The organism is Streptomyces sp. NPDC031554 (assembly GCF_055580685.1).
The window spans coordinates 144,464-162,937 of the sequence record NZ_JBVIKX010000007.1 but is presented as its reverse complement, the minus strand read 5'-3'; the positions used below and the strand labels follow the sequence as shown (position 1 = coordinate 162,937).

14 protein-coding genes are annotated in these 18,474 nt (G+C 75.1%); 7 read left to right on the top strand and 7 right to left on the bottom strand.

All coding sequences use genetic code 11. The features are described 5' to 3' along the window. Window positions 1-165: 165 nt before the first annotated feature. The 3 genes from ACZ5FU_RS19985 to ACZ5FU_RS19975 all read left to right on the top strand — a co-directional run bounded on the left by ACZ5FU_RS19985 (window position 166) and on the right by ACZ5FU_RS19975 (window position 4,477). Entirely contained in the window at window positions 166-1,338 is a 1,173-nt protein-coding gene (locus ACZ5FU_RS19985) for an ROK family protein (RefSeq protein WP_468646398.1), read from the top strand. A gap of 176 nt (window positions 1,339-1,514) precedes the next feature. Continuing rightward, window positions 1,515-2,963, top strand: a complete 1,449-nt coding sequence (locus ACZ5FU_RS19980) for a serine/threonine-protein kinase (RefSeq protein WP_468646397.1) — start codon at window positions 1,515-1,517, stop codon at window positions 2,961-2,963. 140 nt (window positions 2,964-3,103) lie between these two features. Further along, window positions 3,104-4,477, top strand: a complete 1,374-nt coding sequence (locus tag ACZ5FU_RS19975) for a trypsin-like serine protease (protein WP_451528564.1) — start codon at window positions 3,104-3,106, stop codon at window positions 4,475-4,477. Window positions 4,478-4,571: 94 nt separating this feature from the next. Here ACZ5FU_RS19975 and ACZ5FU_RS19970 read toward each other — a convergent pair whose 3' ends face one another. The 6 genes from ACZ5FU_RS19970 to ACZ5FU_RS19945 all read right to left on the bottom strand — a co-directional run bounded on the left by ACZ5FU_RS19970 (window position 4,572) and on the right by ACZ5FU_RS19945 (window position 10,786). Continuing rightward, the gene (locus ACZ5FU_RS19970) at window positions 4,572-5,663 is read right to left on the bottom strand and encodes a serine hydrolase domain-containing protein (RefSeq protein ID WP_469045972.1); all 1,092 of its coding nucleotides are present in this window, start codon (window positions 5,661-5,663) and stop codon (window positions 4,572-4,574) included. Beyond that, a complete protein-coding gene (locus tag ACZ5FU_RS19965) occupies window positions 5,660-6,580 on the bottom strand; it encodes a DUF6895 family protein (RefSeq protein ID WP_469045970.1) in 921 nt (306 codons plus the stop codon). The genes ACZ5FU_RS19970 and ACZ5FU_RS19965 overlap by 4 nt, the downstream gene beginning before the upstream one ends. Next, on the bottom strand, window positions 6,577-7,599 hold the full coding sequence (locus tag ACZ5FU_RS19960) for a DUF6895 family protein (protein WP_469045968.1): 1,023 nt from the start codon (window positions 7,597-7,599) through the stop codon (window positions 6,577-6,579). Before ACZ5FU_RS19960 ends, ACZ5FU_RS19965 begins: the two co-directional genes overlap by 4 nt. Further along, entirely contained in the window at window positions 7,596-8,303 is a 708-nt protein-coding gene (locus tag ACZ5FU_RS19955; RefSeq protein WP_451528560.1) for a hypothetical protein, read from the bottom strand. Before ACZ5FU_RS19955 ends, ACZ5FU_RS19960 begins: the two co-directional genes overlap by 4 nt. A gap of 20 nt (window positions 8,304-8,323) precedes the next feature. Then, a complete protein-coding gene (locus ACZ5FU_RS19950; protein WP_451528559.1) occupies window positions 8,324-8,512 on the bottom strand; it encodes a hypothetical protein in 189 nt (62 codons plus the stop codon). A gap of 207 nt (window positions 8,513-8,719) precedes the next feature. After that, window positions 8,720-10,786, bottom strand: coding sequence for a SpoIIE family protein phosphatase (locus ACZ5FU_RS19945; protein ID WP_451779855.1), 2,067 nt, complete (start codon window positions 10,784-10,786; stop codon window positions 8,720-8,722). 204 nt (window positions 10,787-10,990) lie between these two features. On the opposite strand from ACZ5FU_RS19945, the gene ACZ5FU_RS19940 reads away from it, so the two are divergent. Beyond that, complete coding sequence (locus tag ACZ5FU_RS19940) at window positions 10,991-13,759, top strand: SpoIIE family protein phosphatase (protein WP_469045966.1); 2,769 nt, start codon at window positions 10,991-10,993, stop codon at window positions 13,757-13,759. A gap of 31 nt (window positions 13,760-13,790) precedes the next feature. Here the strand turns inward: ACZ5FU_RS19940 and ACZ5FU_RS19935 are convergent, their stop codons facing one another. After that, a complete protein-coding gene (locus tag ACZ5FU_RS19935; RefSeq protein ID WP_451528642.1) occupies window positions 13,791-14,054 on the bottom strand; it encodes a transglycosylase family protein in 264 nt (87 codons plus the stop codon). Between the two features lie 478 nt (window positions 14,055-14,532). Between ACZ5FU_RS19935 and ACZ5FU_RS19930 the strand changes: the two genes are divergently transcribed. The 3 genes from ACZ5FU_RS19930 to ACZ5FU_RS19920 all read left to right on the top strand — a co-directional run bounded on the left by ACZ5FU_RS19930 (window position 14,533) and on the right by ACZ5FU_RS19920 (window position 18,241). Further along, window positions 14,533-14,712 carry a hypothetical protein gene (locus tag ACZ5FU_RS19930; protein WP_451528556.1) on the top strand — a complete coding sequence of 60 codons (180 nt, stop codon included), beginning with the start codon at window positions 14,533-14,535 and terminating at the stop codon, window positions 14,710-14,712. A 205-nt stretch (window positions 14,713-14,917) separates the two neighbouring features. Then, a complete protein-coding gene (locus tag ACZ5FU_RS19925) occupies window positions 14,918-15,241 on the top strand; it encodes an alpha-amylase (RefSeq protein WP_468646392.1) in 324 nt (107 codons plus the stop codon). Between the two features lie 735 nt (window positions 15,242-15,976). Further along, window positions 15,977-18,241, top strand: coding sequence for a catalase (locus tag ACZ5FU_RS19920; protein WP_451528553.1), 2,265 nt, complete (start codon window positions 15,977-15,979; stop codon window positions 18,239-18,241). Window positions 18,242-18,474: the final 233 nt, after the last annotated feature.

Sequence of the window (18,474 nt, the reverse complement as noted above, 5' to 3'; positions counted from 1 at the left end):
GGAGGGGCGGCGAAGCGGCGCGAAGCCCGGTGTGACCTTCGATCACATGAGGGGACTCCGACTCTCGTCGCGGCTTCCAAAGGAGATCACATGCCCTGGCGGCCGTTCAAGGGCTGGCGGGTTCTTTCATTGACAGCGGAAAATAAGGGACCTAGGTTCCCGGCCATGCCCTCGCCCCTCGACGCCGAGACGTTTCCCGCCACCACCCCGGCCGCCTCGCACGTCTTCACCACCGTCCTCTCCCACGGCCCCCTCACCCGGCGGGAGGTGGCCCGGCGGGCCGGTCTGTCCCCGGCCGCGGTCACCAAGGCCGTCCGTCCCCTGATCGAGTCGGGCTATCTGGTGGAGGACGCGGACGCGGAGGCCCGGCCGGCGCTCGGACGGCCCGCCGGCCTGGTGCGCGTCGACGGCGGCCGCGCGCTCTTCATCGGCGTGAAGCTCACCGGTGACGAGATCATCGGCGTGCTCACCGACCTGTGCTGCCGCACCCTCGTCGACCGCCGCGTGCCGCTGGCCGACCGCTCCCCCCGGGCGGTCCTCGCCGCGACCGCGGACCTCGTGCGCGAACTGCTCACCGAGGCGGACGGCTACGGCGTCCGCGTGGCCGGCCTCGGCATCGCCGTCTCCGGTGACGTCGACCGCGCCGAGGGCGTCGTGCGCTACTCGCCGTTCCTGGAGTGGCGTGAGCTCCCGCTGGCCGCACTCGCCGCCGCCGTCACCGGGTTGCCGGTGACCCTCGACAACGACGTGCGGGCCCTCACCGTCGCCGAGCAGTGGTTCGGCGCCGGCGTGGGCCTGTCGGACTTCGCGGTGGTCACCGTCGGCGCGGGCATCGGGTGCGGCCTCGTCGTGCACGGCCGGGTGGTCGCCGGAGCGCACGGCGTGGCCGGCGAGATCGGCCACGTGACCGTCGACCCGGCCGGGCCGCCCTGCCACTGCGGCAACCGCGGCTGCGTGGAGGCCGTCGCCGCGGACGGGGCGATCCTCGCCCGCATCCGCGAGACGGGCGGGGCCGAGGTCGCGGGCACCGCCGAGGCCGTGGACCGGGCGCGGCGCGGGGACGCCCGGGCGCGCGAGGCGTACGCCCGGGCCGGGAACGCCATAGGCCGCGGCATCGCCACCGTCGCCAACCTGCTCGGACCCTCCCGCGTGATCATCTCCGGCGAGGGGCTGGCCGCCCACGACCTGTTCGCCGAGCACATCCGCGAGGCGTTCACGGCCGCCGCGTTCGGCTCGGCCGCACGGTGCGACGTGCAGACCAGGCCGCTGCCCTTCGAGGAGTGGGCGCGCGGGGCCGCGGCCACGGCCATCCAGTCCTTCATCACCGCGCCCGACTGACGGGGAACGGTCCGATTGACTCCATGTCAGGCAAACCGCCGGAAAAGCCATGTGGACGGTCGTAGCCGGTGAAAGCGGACCGGAGCCGCACACGGGGCGGAGTGCGTGGCCGAAGGCCGGGTACCCGGGGCCGCGTGACATCTCCGACCTCCCGCATCCCCGCGACAGGGGAGCGCGTGTCCGTACAGCCCCGGCCGCCGACGGCGGAACACCCCCGCGAGGGGCTGGTGCTGGCGGGCCGTTACCGGCTGGGCCCCCTGGTCGGGCGGGGCGGTGCCGCCGACGTCCACGCGGCCTTCGACCTCCGGCTCAGGCGCCGGGTCGCGGTCAAGGTGTTCCGGGGCGGCGCGGCGCAGTCGGAGAAGGGTTTCACCGACGAGGCGGTCCTGCTCGCCGGACTCCAGCACCCCGGCCTCGTCACCGTCTACGACTCCGGCCGCGACGAGAACCTGCCCTTCCTGGTCATGCAGTTCCTCGAGGGCCCGACCCTGCGCGCCCGCATAGGGACGGGCCCCCTGCCCCCCGCCGCCGTCCGCGACCTCGGCTCCGCCCTCGCCGAGGCACTCGCGTACGTGCACGCCGCGGGCGTGGTGCACCGCGACGTCAAGCCGTCCAACATCCTCCTGGACACCGCCGGCGCGCCCCACCTGTCCGACTTCGGCATCTCGCGCCAGGCCGACGGCGCCGGGCAGACGGCCCCCGACGTGCTGGAGGGCACCGCGGCCTACCTGGCGCCCGAACAGGTCATGTCCCGTCAGGCCGGCCCCGCCGCCGACGTCTACGCCCTCGGCCTGACCCTGCTGGAGTGCGTCAAGGGCGAACTGGAGTACCCCGGCGCGCCGCTGCAGGCGGCGATCGCCCGGCTGCACCGACCGCCGGTCCTGCCCCGCTTCCTCGACGACGAACTGGCCGGCCTGCTGGCGGCCATGACGGCCGAGGACCCGCGGGCCCGCCCCGAAGCCGCCTCGTGCGCCCGCGCGCTGGCCGCCATGAGCACGCGGGACGCCGGCGACGCGGCCGGGACCCCCGGCATCAGGGGAGCGCTCCTCGGCCGCGCCGGGCGGTCCCGCGCCGCGGACCGGACGGCGGCACCCGGTGTTCCCCGCCGGGCGGGCGGGCGCACCCTGGCGGTGGCGGGCGCCGCGCTGGCCGCCGTGCTCGGCGTCACCCTGACCGGGTCGATCGGGGCGTCGCCCGACGCCGGCACCGCCCGGGCGAAGGACGCCGGTACCGGCGCACCGCCCGCCACCGAGCCGGCGGACCCGCCCGCGACCACCCCGGACACACCGGCCGGCCCGGTCTCCGGCACCCCCTCCGCGGTCCCGGACGGGACCGTGCCCGCGACCCCCGCGACCCGCGCCCCCTCGTCCGGGCGGGACGGCCGGGCCGGTGACCGGACGCAGGACCCCTCGGCGACCGGCGTTTCCCGGACGCGCGGCGGACCCGGCACGACCCGGGGACCGGCCGAGAACGCCGCCGAGCACGCCGCGGAGAACGCCGCCGAGCACGCGGCCAAGGACACCGCCAAGGACACCGCCAAGGACAACGCCGAGAACGCCGCCGGGAACGCCGCCCAGGGCAAGGGACAGGGCAGGAACAAGCGGAACCCGGCCGCGGAGCAGTGACGGCCGGCCGGCCCTCCCTACTGCACATGGCAGCCCCGGACGTCCCCCGAAGCCGCTAAACCTTCCCTCCTCCGGCATCTCTTCGCGTCCCACGGGCAAGGCCTCGCGTCATCCGACCCCGACCCGAGGAGACACTCCGCATGGTTGCCCGACCCGCCGCCGGCAGACGCCGCGCCGCCCTGACCGCCGTCAGCGCCCTCGTCCTGGCGGCCGTCCCGGCGGTCGCGGCCGCCGGACCGTCGCACTCCGCACGGCCCGGAACCGCCGCCGCCCGCACGCCCGGAGCCGAGCAACCCCCGCGGGAGGTGCTGAGCGCCCTCCAGCGCGACCTGCGCCTGACGCCCGGGCAGGCCGTCGCGCGCCTGGCCAACGAAGCCGAGGCGGGCCCGCGGGCCGGCCGGCTCCACAACGCGCTGGGCGCGCGCTTCGCCGGGGCGTGGGTGACCGGCCGGACCTCCGACGGCCTCACGGTCGCCACCACCGACGCGGCCGACGTCCCCGCGATCCGCGCCGAGGGCGCCCGGGCCGCCGTCGTCACCACCCCCCTCAGCGGCCTGCTCTCCCTCAAGGAGACCCTCGACGGGGCGGCCGGCCGGGTCCGGACCACCGAGACGCCCGTCTGGTACGTCGACGTCCGGGCGAACCGGGTCGTGGTCCAGGCGACCAGCCGGTCGGCCGCGACCGCCTTCATCGAGGCGGCCGGCGTCCAGGGCGAGCGACTCGGCATCCGGGTGTCCGCTGAACGCCCGCGCCCGATGGCCGACGTCGTCGGCGGCGACGCCTACTACATCGACGACACCGCCCGCTGCTCCGTGGGCTTCTCCGTCACCAGGGCCGAGCAGCAGGGCTTCGCCACGGCGGGCCACTGCGGCGACGCCGGGGCCACGACGAAGGGCTTCGACCAGACCGACCAGGGGACGTTCCAGGCGTCCGTCTTCCCGGGCAGGGACATGGCCTGGGTGGGCGTGAACGACGCCTGGACCGCCACCCCCGACGTCAAGGGGGAGGGCGGCGCGAGGATCCAGGTGTCCGGCTCGGTCCAGGCGCTCGTGGGCACGGCGGTGTGCCGCTCCGGCTCGACGAGCGGCTGGCACTGCGGCACGCTCGAGCAGCACGACGTGAGCGTCACCTACCCGCAGGGCACCGTCGACGGCCTGTCCCGCACGACGGTGTGCGCCGAACCCGGCGACTCCGGCGGGCCGTTCCTGGCCGGGACCCAGGCCCAGGGCGTCACCTCGGGCGGCTCGGGGGACTGCACGCGCGGCGGCACCACGTTCTTCCAGCCGGTCAACCCCCTGCTGAGCCAGTACGGGCTGACCCTGAGGACCGCGGGCGACGCCGTCACGCCCGCTCCGCAGCCGGGCACCTCCACCGACACCTGGGCCCCCGGCCGGGTCTACGAGGTGGGGGAGACCGTCTCCTTCGGCGGGGTCGACTACCGGTGCCTGCAGAACCACCAGGCGCAGGGCGCGGGATCGCCGCAGGCCGCCCCGGCACTGTGGCAGCGCGCCTGACCGCCGGCTCGCGCGGGGTCCGGCGGCGGAACGGATTCCGCCGCCGGACCCGGCCGCCCCGTGCCGGATCCGCCCGCCCCCTCCTCCCTCCTCGTCATTCCTGCGCGAGGAGCGCGTAGGCGGTGGCCACGAACGGGTCGCGGGCGCGGAACCGGCGGGTGCACACCGCCGCCAGTGCCGTGCCCGTGTCGGGCCGGAAGCCGAGGAAGGCCTGCTGGCCCATGGTCGCCCCGCTGTGGAAGTACATCGGCCCCCGGTCCGTGGGGTGACGGAACCAGCCCACCGTGTGCACGTGCCGGTGGCCGAGGCCGCGTCGCAGGACCGGGGTACGCACCGACAGCAGCGCGTCGGCCTGCGCGGTCCCGAGCGGGTCGAGATGGGCCTCCAGGAAGGTCAGCAGGTCGTGCGGCGCGGCCCGGACGGCGCCGGCCGCCCCGAAGCCGCCCGCGTCGAAGGGCGGGACGGGGGTGCGGCCGTCCTTGCCGTGCCCGACGGCGTCCTCGCCCGGTCCTCGCGGCCGTGTCCCCGTCGAGCCCAGGGCCAGGGGCTCCAGGACGTGCTCGGCGAGCAGCTCCTCCCAGGGCGTACGGGTGGCCGCGGCGACGGCGTGGCCGAGCACCGCGACGCCGAAGTTGGAGTAGTGCCACCGCGTCCCGGGCCGGTGCCGGGGCCGGTGCCGCAGGAAGGCGTCGACCACGCGCGGGCCCGGGTAGCGGGCGTAGGGGGCGGTGCGCCAGGCGGGCAGGGCCCGGACGAAGAAGTCGGGGGGCAGCGCGGGCAGTCCCGACGTGTGGGTGACGAGATGCGCGAGGGTGACGGGCGACGCCCCCGGCGCCCGGCCCGGGCGCAGACAGGCGACGGCCGGTTCGCCACCGGTCAGCGCGCCGTTCCGGATCAGCCGGGCGAGGACCAGGGCCGTGAACGCCTTGGAGGCGGAGCCCAGTTCGTAGCGCAGGTCGCCGCGGGGCACGGGCGGCGGCGGTCCGGTGCCGCCGCCGCGAAGGACGCGCTGGCCGTATTGGGACACGGCGAAGACGGCGTCGGGTGCCCCGACGGTGTCGACCGCCTCGGCCAGCCGCTCCGCCCAGGGCCGTCCGTCCGGCCGGGCCGACGGGTGCGTGCCGTGCGGCGCCTGGACGGCGTCGTCCGCGGGGAGGCCCGGCCACGGGGCGGTGCGGGCGCTCATGACGCGGCGTGCGCCAGCGCGGACAGGGCGCGGGACGTGGCCAGGGCCGAGGCGAACGCGGCGACCAGCGTGGGGTGGTAGACGGCGTCGAAGACCTGGTCGGAATCGCCGTCGGGCATCGAACGCAGCGCGGGCATCGCGCCGTCGGCCTGCTGTGCCGCGGCGAAACCCGCCCAGGCCCGCTCGTCGAGGGTGGGCCGCGGCAGACAGGCGTCGACGACCAGCAACTCGCCCAGCAGGTCCCAGCGCCGCAGGTCCAGCCAGTCGTCCAGCCACACGGGCAGCCAGTCGGCCAGGTAGGCGGCGACGCGGGGCGGCAGGCCGTCGGGCCGCTCGCCCCAGTCGGTCAGGTGGAACACGGCGTGCGTGACGTCGTAGGCGATGTGCCCCTCCACCGTCCACGGTTCCGGGGTGCGCGCCAGCCAGGTCCCGGTGAAGGCGTCGGCCTCCGGCGGGCGGGGGACCAGCCCGAACCGCCGTTGGAAGGCGGACAGGCCCAGCTGCCGGGTCGGTGTCGTCTCGAACGCCGACCAGCTGCCGGTCCGGTGGTTCAGGACGGTGGCGCGCTCGATCTCGGGCCGGCTGTGGCCCAGTTCCCTGAACGGCAGGTACACCTCGAACGGGACGGGGGAGATCGGCTCGATGCGCTGGGCCCGCACCAGCACCGCCCCGCCGTCGAGCGTGTCCCGCCAGGCGTGGTCGAGGAGCCTGCGCGCCAGCTCGGCCTGCCGGGCCCCCGCCACGCCCTCGCGGAACAGCACCTTGCAGACCAGGGCGAGTTCACCGACCGGCTTGAGCCGGTCCAGGAAGCCCACTTCGGGGTCCACGTCCGGCTCCATGCGGAAGCCCTCGCGATGGGCCCACAGCCACTCCAGGGCGCGGACGCCGACGGTGTGGACCAGCCGGGTGTCGGTCATCCCAGGGCTCCTTCCCTGCGGTCGCACGGAGCGGTCGCGCCCTCGCCGCGCCGGTGCTGCCCGATGGCCAGGGCCGCGGCGAAGGCGGCCATCAGCGTGGAGTGGTAACAGTCCGCGAAGTCGGACGCGGATCCGGGCGGTGCGCCGGAGGGAGCCGTGCCGGACGCGCCGGACCGGCGTTCCTCCGGGAGCGCGCCGTCGGCGTGCCGGGCCGCCGCGATCCGGTCCCAGGCGTGTCCCGCCGCGGCGGGGGAGAGGGGGCCGGGCAGGCTCGCCGCCACGGCGAGCAGTTCGCAGCCGAGGTCCCACAGGCCGGCGTCGAGGCAGGTGTCGAGCCACGCGGGCAGCCAGTCGGCCAGATACTCCCTCAGATCCGCGGGGACGTCCTCCGGGCGGCAGCCCCAGTCGGTCAGGTGGAACACCACGTGGGTGAGCGCGTAACCGGAGGGGCGCTCGAAGGCCCAGGGCTCCGGGAGCCCGCCCAGCCAGGTGCGGCCCAGCGACCGGTGGGCGTCCTCGTGGCGGTGGACGCCGATGCGCCGCTCCGCGGCGAGCACGCCGAGCCGCCGGGTCGGGTCCTGCTCGGTGAGCCGCCAGCCGCGTGAACGGGTCATCGCGGCCGCCGCCGCCTCGTAACCCGCGTGCCGCAGCCCGGCGGAGGCGAACGCGGCGTACACCTCCAGGGGGTAGGTGGCGAAGGGTTCGAACCGCTGCAGGCGGACGAAGAGCTCACCCTCCCCGGTCTGCCGCCAGGCGTGTGCCAGGAGGTCGTGCACGGCGGCGTGCAGGGGGTCGGAGGGCGGAGTGAGCGGGGAGAGGCTCGCACAGACCCGCGCCAGTTCCCCGAGGGGTTTCCAACTGCCGTTCACCGCACCGTCCGGCGCCAACGCGTCCGCGCCGAGGGAGAAGCGGTCGTGGTGCGCGGACATCCAGGCGAGGGCGTCCTCCTCCACCCGGCGGGCCGTGCGGAGGTGGGCGGGCGTCCCGTCGGAGTCCGTGCCCCCGGTGAGCGGCGTCATACGGAGGCTCCGGTCCGCAGCGACCGGGCCGCCTGCACCTGGAGGCCGACGCGCGGGTCGGTGCCGCCCATGAGCTCCACGAAGTCGATTCCGGCCTCGAGTCCGAGTGTCGCGGGCACCCCGTCGAGCAGGGTCAGCCAGCGTCCCGCTCCGGCGGCCTGCCGCCAGTCCCTGCGCCGTACCGCCCGGACGAAACCCCGGGCGACGTCCACGGGCCGGCGGCGGGCGGCGCGGACCACCGCGCAGTCCTCGCCGGGCAGCGCCAGCGCCGCCAGAACCGCGAGCTGGTGCGTCAGGGTCTGCCAGGGGGCGTCGTCGAGCCAGGCCGCGTCCGGTTCCGGCGGTGTGCCGCCGTCGCGCCCGCCCGGACGGGACGGCGCGTACCGGTGGAGCGCGCGGGCCATCGCCCAGTGGCTCCAGCGGATGGCCGGGGCGGTGTCCGCGCGGGGCGGGAAGGCTTCCACGGCCGCGCGGAACAGGGCGAGTTCCGCTTCGTCCGGCCGGGTGCGCAGCAGGACGTGCGGCAGGAGGAGATCGGCTCCCGTCACGCGCACGGCGGCCGGCAGGAGGTGCTCGCGGCTGCCGTCGACGGCCGTACGGCCCGCCGACGGAGCGTGGCCCCCGCCCCGAAGGGCGGAGACCACACCGGCAGCGAGGTCCTGCACCGTACCCAGCAAAAGGGGTGAAGTGCCTGACTGCTCCATTGCCTGCTCCCGTCGCTCCGTCAGCCCTTCTTGGGCCGCGGGGTGGGCGGGGACAGCAGGAGCGAGCCCCCGCCGTGGGCCAGCGCCAGCGCGGCGCACTCCCTGCTGTCACGGAAGACCCCGTCGGGCTCGGCGGGGTCGAGCACCGCCTCGAGGTCGTCGGCCCGCAGGCCGGTGAGCTCGTCGATGCGGTGGTCGGTGGTTGCCATGTCCACCATCTCCCTCTGTCTCTGGATCGGACGGCTTCCGCTACCGAGTTGACTGCATTGACCGAAATGATGCAAAAGTTACGTAGGTTCTGAAAGTAGGTTTTTCAATGTCTCGGACCCTCCGGCGATGGGTGATCGACCGCTGGGAGGCCTGGGCGCGGGAGGGCGTGCCCGGGAGGTGCGGGGCGGTCCCTGACGCGACGTCGACTACGCCGTCCGGGCGATGAGAAGGGCGACGTCGTCGTGGTCCTCGGGGTGGCGCAGGCCGTGCAGGAGCAGGTCGCAGGTCTCCTCCAGGGGGCGCCCCGGCTCGTCGAGGAAGCCGAGCATCACCTCGAGGCGGTCGTCGATGGAGTGGTGACGGGTCTCCACGAGGCCGTCGGTGTAGAGGACCAGCATGTCGCCGGGGACCAGGTCGGTCGTGGTGGTCTCGAAGGCCACGCCGCCGACCCCCAGCGGGGCCCCGGTGGGCAGGTCGAGCAGCCGGGGCTCGTGACCGGGGCCGGCCAGCGCGGGCGGCATGTGGCCGGCGTTGGCGATCCGGCACCGGCCCGTGCGGGGGTCGTAGACGGCGTAGAGACAGGTGACGATGTAGTGCTCCAGGCCGCGGGTGATCCTGTCGAGGTGCTGGAGGACCGATCCGGGATCGAGTTCGAGGTCCGCGTACGCGCAGGTGGCGGTACGCAGCCGGCCCATGGTGGCGGCCGCGTCGATGCCGTTGCCCATCACGTCGCCGACGACCAGTGCCGTCTTGCCGTCGGTGAGGGGGATGACGTCGTACCAGTCGCCGCCCACCTCGCTGGTGGCCTGCGCGGGCTGGTAGCGCGAGGCCAGCTCCAGACCCGGGTGCCGGGGCGGGTGGTCGGGCAGCAGACTGCGCTGGAGGGTCAGGGCGGTGTTGCGCACGCTCTGGAACCAGCGCGCGTTGTCGATGGCCACGGCGGCGCGGCCGGCCAGCTCGGCGGCGAGGACGACGTCGTCCTCGTCGAACGGGAGCGGGTTGCGGGTGCGCTTCAGGTCCAGGGCGCCCAGCACCTCGCCGTGGGCGATCAGCGGGACGGCGAGGTACGAGTGCACACCGGCCCGGGCCAGGAGCGCGCAGGCCTCGGCGCTGCGGGCGATGCGCGGCAGATCGCGCTCGCCCACGTGCGGCACCAGGACCGGCCGGCCGCTGTGCACGCACAGGGTGACCAGACGGTCGCCCTCGTACGTGGTGAGGTCGCCCGGCGGGTCGGCGGCGAGCTCCGCCACGGTGGAGTGGGAGGCCTTGAGCGCGAGGGCGCGGAAGAGCTCGGGCCCGTCGTCCGGCCGGCGTCTGCTGCGGCAGGCCAGCGCCGAGTCGAGGATGTCGACGGCGGCCACGTCGGCGAGTTGCGGCGCGGCGATCTCGGCGAGCTCCCGGGCGGTGTGCTCCACCTCCAGCGTGGTGCCCACGCGCGTGGAGGCGTCGGCGATGAGCGCCAGGCGTCTGCGGGCCCGGTCGGCCTCGGCGGCCGCGAGGTGGCGTTCGGTGACGTCGACCAGCGAGAGGGCCGCGCCCAGGACCTTGCCGCCCGGATCCTCCAGCCGGTAGAAGGACAGCGACCACGCGTGCTCGTGGTCGGGGTCGGTGGGCGGGCGGCCCACGTGGAACTGGTCGAGCAGCGGGGTGCCGGTGGCGATCACCTGCCGCAGCGCCGACTCGACGGTGTCGACGTCGGGCAGGGGCAGCGCCTCCCGCAGGCGGCGCGCGACGTGCTCCCCGGCGGGGATGCCGTCGATGCGCTCCAGCGCCGGGTTGACGAGCAGGTACCGCAGGTCGGTGTCGACGAGGGCCAGGCCGATCGGCGACTGGTCGATGAGCCGCTCGCACAGCGCGAGGTCGGTCTCGACGCGCTGGAGAAGCTGGTGATCGGCCACGATGCCCAGGGCGTAGACGTCCCCCAGATCGTCCTGCAGCCGGATGTTGCGGAACTCCACCAGACGGCTGCCGCCGTCCTTGTGCCGGACGGGGAACGCGCCGGCCCAGCCGCGTCCGGTCTCCAGCACCTCCGCGAACAGCCGTACGACGGCCTGCAGATGCTCGGGGTCGATGAACAGCCGCGCCGCGTACGCGCCCAGGGCCTCCGCCGCGGTGTAGCCGAACAGCTCCTCGGCCTGCGGCGTCCAGAAGACGATGCGTCCCTCGGCGTCGAGGACCACCGCCGCGACGCTCAGCATGTCCAGCAGACCGGTGGTGCGGGGCGGCTCGAAACCGTACGGGTCGCGGCCGGGCCGGAAGGAATCGGACGTCATCCCTGAGCCTCCTCCACCGGTCGGCGCGACGGGGCGGCGACGGTCCGTACCGCCGCGCACCCGGCACGCGGGCACCGGCCCTTCCATGCTCCCCCCGCACGGCGGATCCCGGAAACCGGGCCGCCGACGGCACCGGCCGGACCGGCCGGTGCCGTGCGTATCGGCCGGACTAGCAGGACCATGGTCGTGAAGAGGATGGCAGCCATGGAATCTGCTCGAGACACTCCCAAGGGTCCGCCGCCCGACGGACCCGGACACGTCCCCGGCGGGCCCGCGCCCGTCGGCCCCGGGGACGTGCCCGGCGACCCGCCGCCCGCCGGCCCCGGGGAGGCTCCCGACGACCGGCCGCGTGCCGATCCCGGCGGGGGTTCCGGTGACCGGCCGCGCGACGGCTCCGGAGGCGTGCCCGGCGACCCGTCGGCCGCCGGCCCGGTGGGGCCCTCCGGTGAGCGGGGCGGGGCGGGAGGCGGGGCGGGGGCCGGTGGGCCCGACGGTGTTGCGGACGGGGCGGCGGCCGGGGAGTCCGGCGGGTCGCCGGCCGGTGGAGCCGACGGCGTCCTCGACGCGTCCACCGACGCGGTGGCCGTCGTCACCGTCGGCGGTGTCGTCGTGGGCTGGACCCGCGGGGCCGAAGCGCTGCTCGGCCGCCCGGCGGACGAGGTGGTCGGCGGACCCGCCGCGCGCCTGGTGGCGATGCCCGCCGACCCGGCGCGGGTGGCCGGCGTCGCCGGGCGCTGCCGCGCCGGAATGGGCTGGAACGGGCACGTCTGCCTGCGCCACCGCGACGGCCGTCCCCTCGACGTCGACCTGCGCGTCTCCGCCTCCTTCCGCCTGGGCGACGACGAGTGCTTCCTGCTCTCGGCCCGTGAGCGGCGGACGCGGTGGACGGTCGGCCGGTCCGTCGTCGACGGATTCCTGACCCGCTCGCCGATCGGCATGGCGGTGATGGACCTGGACCTGCGGTACGTGTGGCTGAACGACACCCTGGAGCACTACGGCGGCATCCCCCGCGAGCAGCGGCTGGGACGCCGGCTGAGCGAGTTGCTCCCCGGCCTCCAGGCGGAGACCCTCGAACGCCTGATGCGCAAGGTCCTGGAGACGGGCGCCCCGGTCACCGACTACGAGTACGTGGGATGGAGCTGGGCCGACCCGCGCCGGCAGCACGCCTACTCGACCTCGTTCTTCCCGCTGCTGGACGACCACGACGCGGTCACCGGCGTCTGCTACGTGGTCCTGGACGTCACCGAGCGGTGGAACGCGCGCCGCCTGCTGTCGATGGTCAACGAGGCCGGAACCTGCGTCGGCACGACCCTGGACGTGATGCGGACGGCCCAGGAACTCGCCGACTTCGCCGTTCCGGGCCTCGCCGACTTCGTCATCGTCGATCTCCTGGAGACGGTCCTCAGCACCGAGGGGCACGGCGCGTGGCTGACCGACGCGGGCCCGGCGCCCGCCAGACCGGTGATGCGCCGCGCCGCGCTGAGCTCGGTGCGCGAGGGCTGCCCGGAGGCGGTGGCGCGGATCGGCGACCGGGTGGGCTTCCTCCCGCCGCCGCACGGGATGAACCTGCTGCTGGCGGGGGACGCGATCCTCATCCCGGTCCTCGACCCCTCCGAGGACCTGTGGGTGGCGGCGGAACCCGCACGCGCGGAGCGGGTCCGGGAGTTCGGGCTGCACTCGCTGATCTCCGTGCCGATGCGGGCGCGGAACACCGTCCTGGGGGTCACCACGTTCGTCCGCTCGCTCAACCCGGTCTCCTTCCAGCCCGACGACGTGCTGCTGGCCCGGGAGCTGGTCGCGCGGGCGGCCCTGTGCGTCGACAACGCGCGGCGCTACACCCGGGAGCACACGGCCGCCGTCACCCTGCAGCGCAGCCTGCTGCCGGACGTCCTGATCGGCGGTTCGGCGCTGGAGGTCGCCTCCAGCTATCTGCCGGCCGACCCGACGGACGGCGTGGGCGGCGACTGGTTCGACGTCATCCCGCTCTCCGGGGCCCGCGTGGGCCTGGTGGTCGGGGACGTGGTGGGGCACGGCATCACCGCCGCGGCGACGATGGGCCGGCTGCGCACCGCCGTACAGACCCTCGCCGACATGGAGATGCCCCCGGACGAACTGCTGGCGCACCTCGACGACCTGGTGCTCCGGCTGAGCGCGGAGGGCAGCGACGAGGAGGCGGTCCGCACGGCGGCGGCGACCTTCCTCGGCGCGACGTGCCTCTACGCCGTCTACGACCCCGTCACCCGGCGGTGCTCGATCGCCCGGGCCGGGCACCCGCCCCCCGTCGTGGTCTCGCCCGACGGACGGGTCACCTTCCCGGAGGTGCCCGCCGGGCCCCCGCTCGGACTCGGCGGCATGGGCTTCGAGACCACCGAGATCGAACTCGCCGAGAACAGCCTTCTGGGCCTCTACACCGACGGCCTCATCGAAGGGGCCGACCACGACATGGAACGGGGCATGACCCGGCTCGGCGAGCTGCTGGCCCACCCGGACGGCGACCTCGACACCCTGTGCTCGACGGCGGTACGGCACCTCGTGCCCGCGCCCCGGCCCGACGACGTCGCCCTGCTCCTGGCCCGCACCCACGCCCTGGGCGCCGCCGACGTGGTGTCCTGGGAGGTCCCCGTGGACCCGGCCGCCGTCGCCGACGTACGGGCCCGCGCGACCCGCCAGGTGGAGGCGTGGGGGCTGGGGGACCTCGCGATGACGACCGAACTCGTCGTGAGCGAGCTGGTCACCAACGCGATCCGGCACGCCGTTCCCCCCATCCGGCTCCGCCTGCTCCGAGACGCCCGGCTGACCTGCGAGGTCTGCGACGCCAGCAGTACGGCCCCCCGGCTCCGGCACGCCCGCAGCACGGACGAGGGGGGCCGGGGCCTGTTCCTCGTCGCCCAGCTCGCGCACCGCTGGGGTGCGCGCTACACACCCGGCGGCAAGATCATCTGGGCCGAACAGGAGATCCCGGCGCCCCCGTAGGCGGGGGCACCGAGAGGTTCGGGGCGGACGTTCACGCACAGCCCCAGGCGTTCATGCCCTGCATCGCCGCGAGCCGGCGGGCGACGGCGATCTGCGACTTCCTGCTCGCCAGGTCGGCTCGCGGCGCGTGTCTGAGTCCGCCCGCGGCGACCCAGCTGCGCTGGGAGAACTGGAGGCCGCCGTAGTAGCCGTTCCCGGTGTTGGCCCGCCAGTCGCCGCCGGATTCGCAGCGGGCGATGGCGTCCCAGTCGGCCCGCGCGGGGGCGGCGGAGGCGGCCCCGGCGGCGGGGGCCATGACGGTCAGGAGAGCGGCGGCGGGCAGGCCGAACCACAGGGCGGGGCGGGCCGGACGGAGCGGTCCGCGCGCAGGACGGCGCGTCAGGTGTTTCTGAAGTGAAAACATGACAAGTGACATTAAGTGGAGGAATTCGTCACGGCCCGTCATTGCGCCCGCACGTGGCTCCCCGTACGGCCTTCCGGGTGACGGACCGCCGGTCCGTCCCGTCCGCGGCGGCCGGTCCGTCCCGTCCGCGGGCGGGTCCGGGGGAGGGCTCCTCCCGGTGGGGGAGGGCGGCGGAAGCCTCCCCCGCGCACCCGTCTACGATGTCCTGGCCCCTGCCCGACCGGCGTGGGAGCGAGTCGGCGTCCGGTGACCCGGTCCGACTCGGTGGACAGGGGTCGACACCGGCGTCGACCCGCCCCGTCGACCCTGCCTGTCCGCCGGACCAACTGGCCCTGTCGGGGCCGCCGTCTGCCGAAAGTGACGTCCCTACGTGTTCCAGGAAACGCCGATCTTCCATCGTCTCGTCGCCGAGCGGGGCGACATCCCGACCCAGGTGCGGGGCGAGGCCGAGCGGATCCAGCGCGATCTCGCCTCGGTCATCCCGTCCCCGGCCGCCGCCGGCAACCTGCCCGCGCAGCACTTCCTCGCGGTGCGGGGCCGCCCCGAGTGAACCACCCCGGCCGACCGCGACACCAGGTCGACCGACAGGACTTGCAGACGTCGAACCCGTGCTGAGCAGCCGCTTTGCTTCACGGTTGGACGACGTCTGAAAACACCTTCATCTCTTTGCGCAAGAGGTGAGGAGCCGTGAGGATGACGCGTCAGGACGCTCCACCGTCATCCGACCGTCCGCCCTCACCTCTTGGGGAAGAGTCATGCCGCATCTCCTCGCACAGGCCGCGGCCACGGCCGCCGCCGCACTCACCGTCCTGCTGACGGGTCCGGCGGCCTCCCGTGCCGCGACCGCCGGCCCGGCCGGGACACCGGCCCCCGACTGCGCGCACCACTACGCCGACCGGCGCCACACCACCGTCGTCAACGACTGCGACACCACCGTGAGCGTGACCGTCGACTACGCCGACGGTCAGTGGGCCCCGTGCCGCACCCTCGCACCGCACGACATCGCCACCTTCGCCGGGTACGGCTTCGGCGACAACCGCGTCACCGGTCTCAGCACCTGCTCACTGGAGACCGTCTGACCACACCCGCACCGTCGGGCCGGCCCGCACCGCCTGACCGCATCCGCCCTTCGCTCCCGGTCCCGTTCCCCGGCCTCGCACCCCGCCGGGCGCGGGGCCGAGGAACGCCGCGCCCGTGCCGGTCACGGCGGGCCGGGCCGCCCGCCCGCCCGTCCGGGATCCCGCGACCGGAATCGGCGTGTGTGCGTCGCGGGCGTCGGGTACTCGGCCCGCGACCTGTTCGACGTGCGCGGAAGGGACGGCCGGGATGACGGTGCCGGAAGAGAATCGGACGAAGACCGACACGAGCGACGAAGTGATCGGCGGGGGCGTCGATTCCGGGGGTTCCCCCCGTCCGGGCGCGGCATCGGGCCGCACGATGCGCGAGGCGATGGAAGAAGCCGGTGTCCGCTCCGAGGACTACCGGCCCGCCGGGCGGCCGGAGGGGACGTAGCGCCCCTTCCGCCCGGTACGTCCGGCCGGAGCGCGCGAACCGTTCCGGCCCGACCGGGCCCGCCGCCGTCGGTCACCCGACTGGTGGACGAGCCACTGCGGCGGTCTCCCGACCGTGCCAGATTGATGCACGGAACCACCTTTTCGTAGGCCTTTGTGTGCCTTTGACGTGTGGTCCCCGGCCCGCCGCCACCCGCGAGCAGGTGGCGGCCGACGTCGTACGCCCCCCGCTGCCGTCGGCGGCCGGACCGCCGCGCGGCCCCGGCACACACGCGCTCCACGAGTCGAGAAGCGAAGGAAGCGATGAGCGAGAGCAATCCCATCAAGCGGGCGGCGGAGAAGGTCGTCGACACCCTGCGCGCCGACGGGGCGGGGCCGGAGGACGGGATCCCCGGGAAGCCGGGCTTCCAGTCCCCTCCGGTCGCCGAACCGACCCGGCCGACGGACCCCCTCCCGCCGAAGCCGGACCAGAGCGGACCCGACACGGTGTCCCCGACGGGACAGCCCACGGGAGCCGACCAGGCCCGCGTCGCGCAGTCCGGCAGCTACCTGACGAACGCGCAGGGGACCCGCCTCCCCGACACCGACCACTCGCTCAAGGCCGGGCCCCGCGGCCCCGTCCTGCTCCAGGACCACCACCTGCGCGAGAAGGTCATGCACTTCGACCACGAGCGCATCCCGGAGCGGGTGGTGCACGCCCGGGGCGCGGCGGCGCACGGGGTGTTCCAGAGCTACGGCACGGCGGCCTCCGTGACCAAGGCCGCCTTCCTCGCGGAAGAGGAGGAGACGCCCGTCTTCGTGCGCTTCTCCACGGTGCTGGGATCGCGCGGCTCGTCCGACACCGTGCGGGACACCCGCGGTTTCGCGACGAAGTTCTACACCAGCGAGGGAGTCTTCGACCTGGTCGGCAACAACATGCCGGTCTTCTTCATCCAGGACGCCATCAAGTTCCCGGACGTCATCCACGCGGGCAAACCGCACCCGGACCGCGAGATCCCGCAGGCCCAGAGCGCGCACGACACCTTCTGGGACTTCGTCACCCTGCACACCGAGGCCACCCACCACACCCTGTGGAACATGTCCGACCGGGGCATCCCCCGCTCGTACCGCACGATGGAGGGCTTCGGCGTCCACACCTTCCGCCTGGTCGCCGCCGACGGCGGCACGACGCTGGTGAAGTTCCACTGGAAGCCCAAGCTGGGCGTGCACTCCCTGGTGTGGGAGGAGGCGCAGATCATCAACGGCGTCGACCCGGACTTCCACCGCCGGGACCTCGCCGACGCCATCGAGGCGGGCGCGTACCCCCAGTGGGAGCTGGGCATCCAGACCTTCCCGGACACCCCGGAGCAGACCTTCGAGGGCATCGACCTGCTGGACCCGACCAACCTCGTCCCCGAGGAACTGGCCCCCGTGCGGCCGGTCGGGCTGCTGACCCTCAACCGCAACCCGTCGAACTTCTTCGCCGAGACCGAGCAGGTCGCCTTCCACGTCGGCCACCTGGTGCCGGGCATCGACGTCACCGACGACCCGTTGCTGGCGGGGCGCCTGTTCTCCTACCTCGACACCCAGATCACCCGGCTCGGCGGCCCCAACTTCCCCCAGCTGCCCATCAACCGGCCGCACGCGCCGGTCAACGACATGCTGCGCGACGGCATGCACCAGACGGCCGTGCACCGGGGGGTCGCCCCCTACCGGCCCAACTCCCTGGACGGCGGCTGCCCGTTCACCGCCGGCGCCGACGCCGGTGCCTACATCGAGACGCCGGTGCCGCTGCCCGCGTCCACCAAGGTGCGTGAGGCACCCGAGTCGTTCGCGGACCACTTCAGCCAGCCGCGCCGGTTCTGGCTCAGCATGAGCCCGGTGGAGCGCGAGCACATCATCGGCGCCTACACCTTCGAACTCTCCAAGTGCTACGAACAGGCCATCAGGGAAAGGGCGTTGCAGGTCCTGGCCAACATCGACCCGGAGCTGTGCGGCGAGGTGGCGAAGGGCCTCGGTCTGCCGGCGCCGCAGCCGACCGTGCCGCTCGCGGACGTCGAGCCCAGTCCGGCCCTGTCGCAGGTGGGCCGCGCCTGGCCCACGGACGGCCGGATCATCGGCATCGTCGCGGGCCCCGACGGCGACCTCGACGGGGTGCGCGCCGTGCGCGACGCCGTCCTCGAGGGTGGCATGGTCCCGCTGGTGATCGGCCCGGTCGGCGGCACCCTGGGACCCCTGACCGTGCAGCGCACCTACGCCACCGCGCGGTCCGTCGAGTTCGACGCGCTGCTGCTGGCGGGCACCCCCGCCGTGGGCGGCGACGCCTACGGCGCCCGTGACGCCAAGGGGCTCCCCGTCGCCGCGGGCCCGGCGGCCGTGGACCCGCGTGTCGGCCTGCTGGTGTCGGAGGCCTTCCGGCACGGCAAGGCCCTCGGTGCCTGGGCGGGCGGCGAGGCGGTCCTGGACGCCTCCGGGGTGCCCGCCGACGCGGCGGGCGTCGTCACCGGTTCCTCGGGCACGGCCGTCCTGGAGCAGCTCGCCCCCCTCCTGGGCGAGCACCGCGCGTGGGACAGGTTCACCGCGGCCTGACCGGCCGTACCGAGGCCCGGACGATTGGCCGAAGCCGGACGACCGGCCGAGCCCGACCGACCGGCCGAGGTCCGACCGGTCGGTCGTCCGGCCCGCCGGCCCACGGCGGGCCGTCCCCCGCCCGGGCGGGGGGCCCGCCCCCCCCCCCCCGGGGGGGCGAGGCGCCCCCCGGGCCCCCCAGCGGGCGGCCGGGCGGGACCGCCACCCCCCCCCCCCCCCGCACCCGGCCCCCC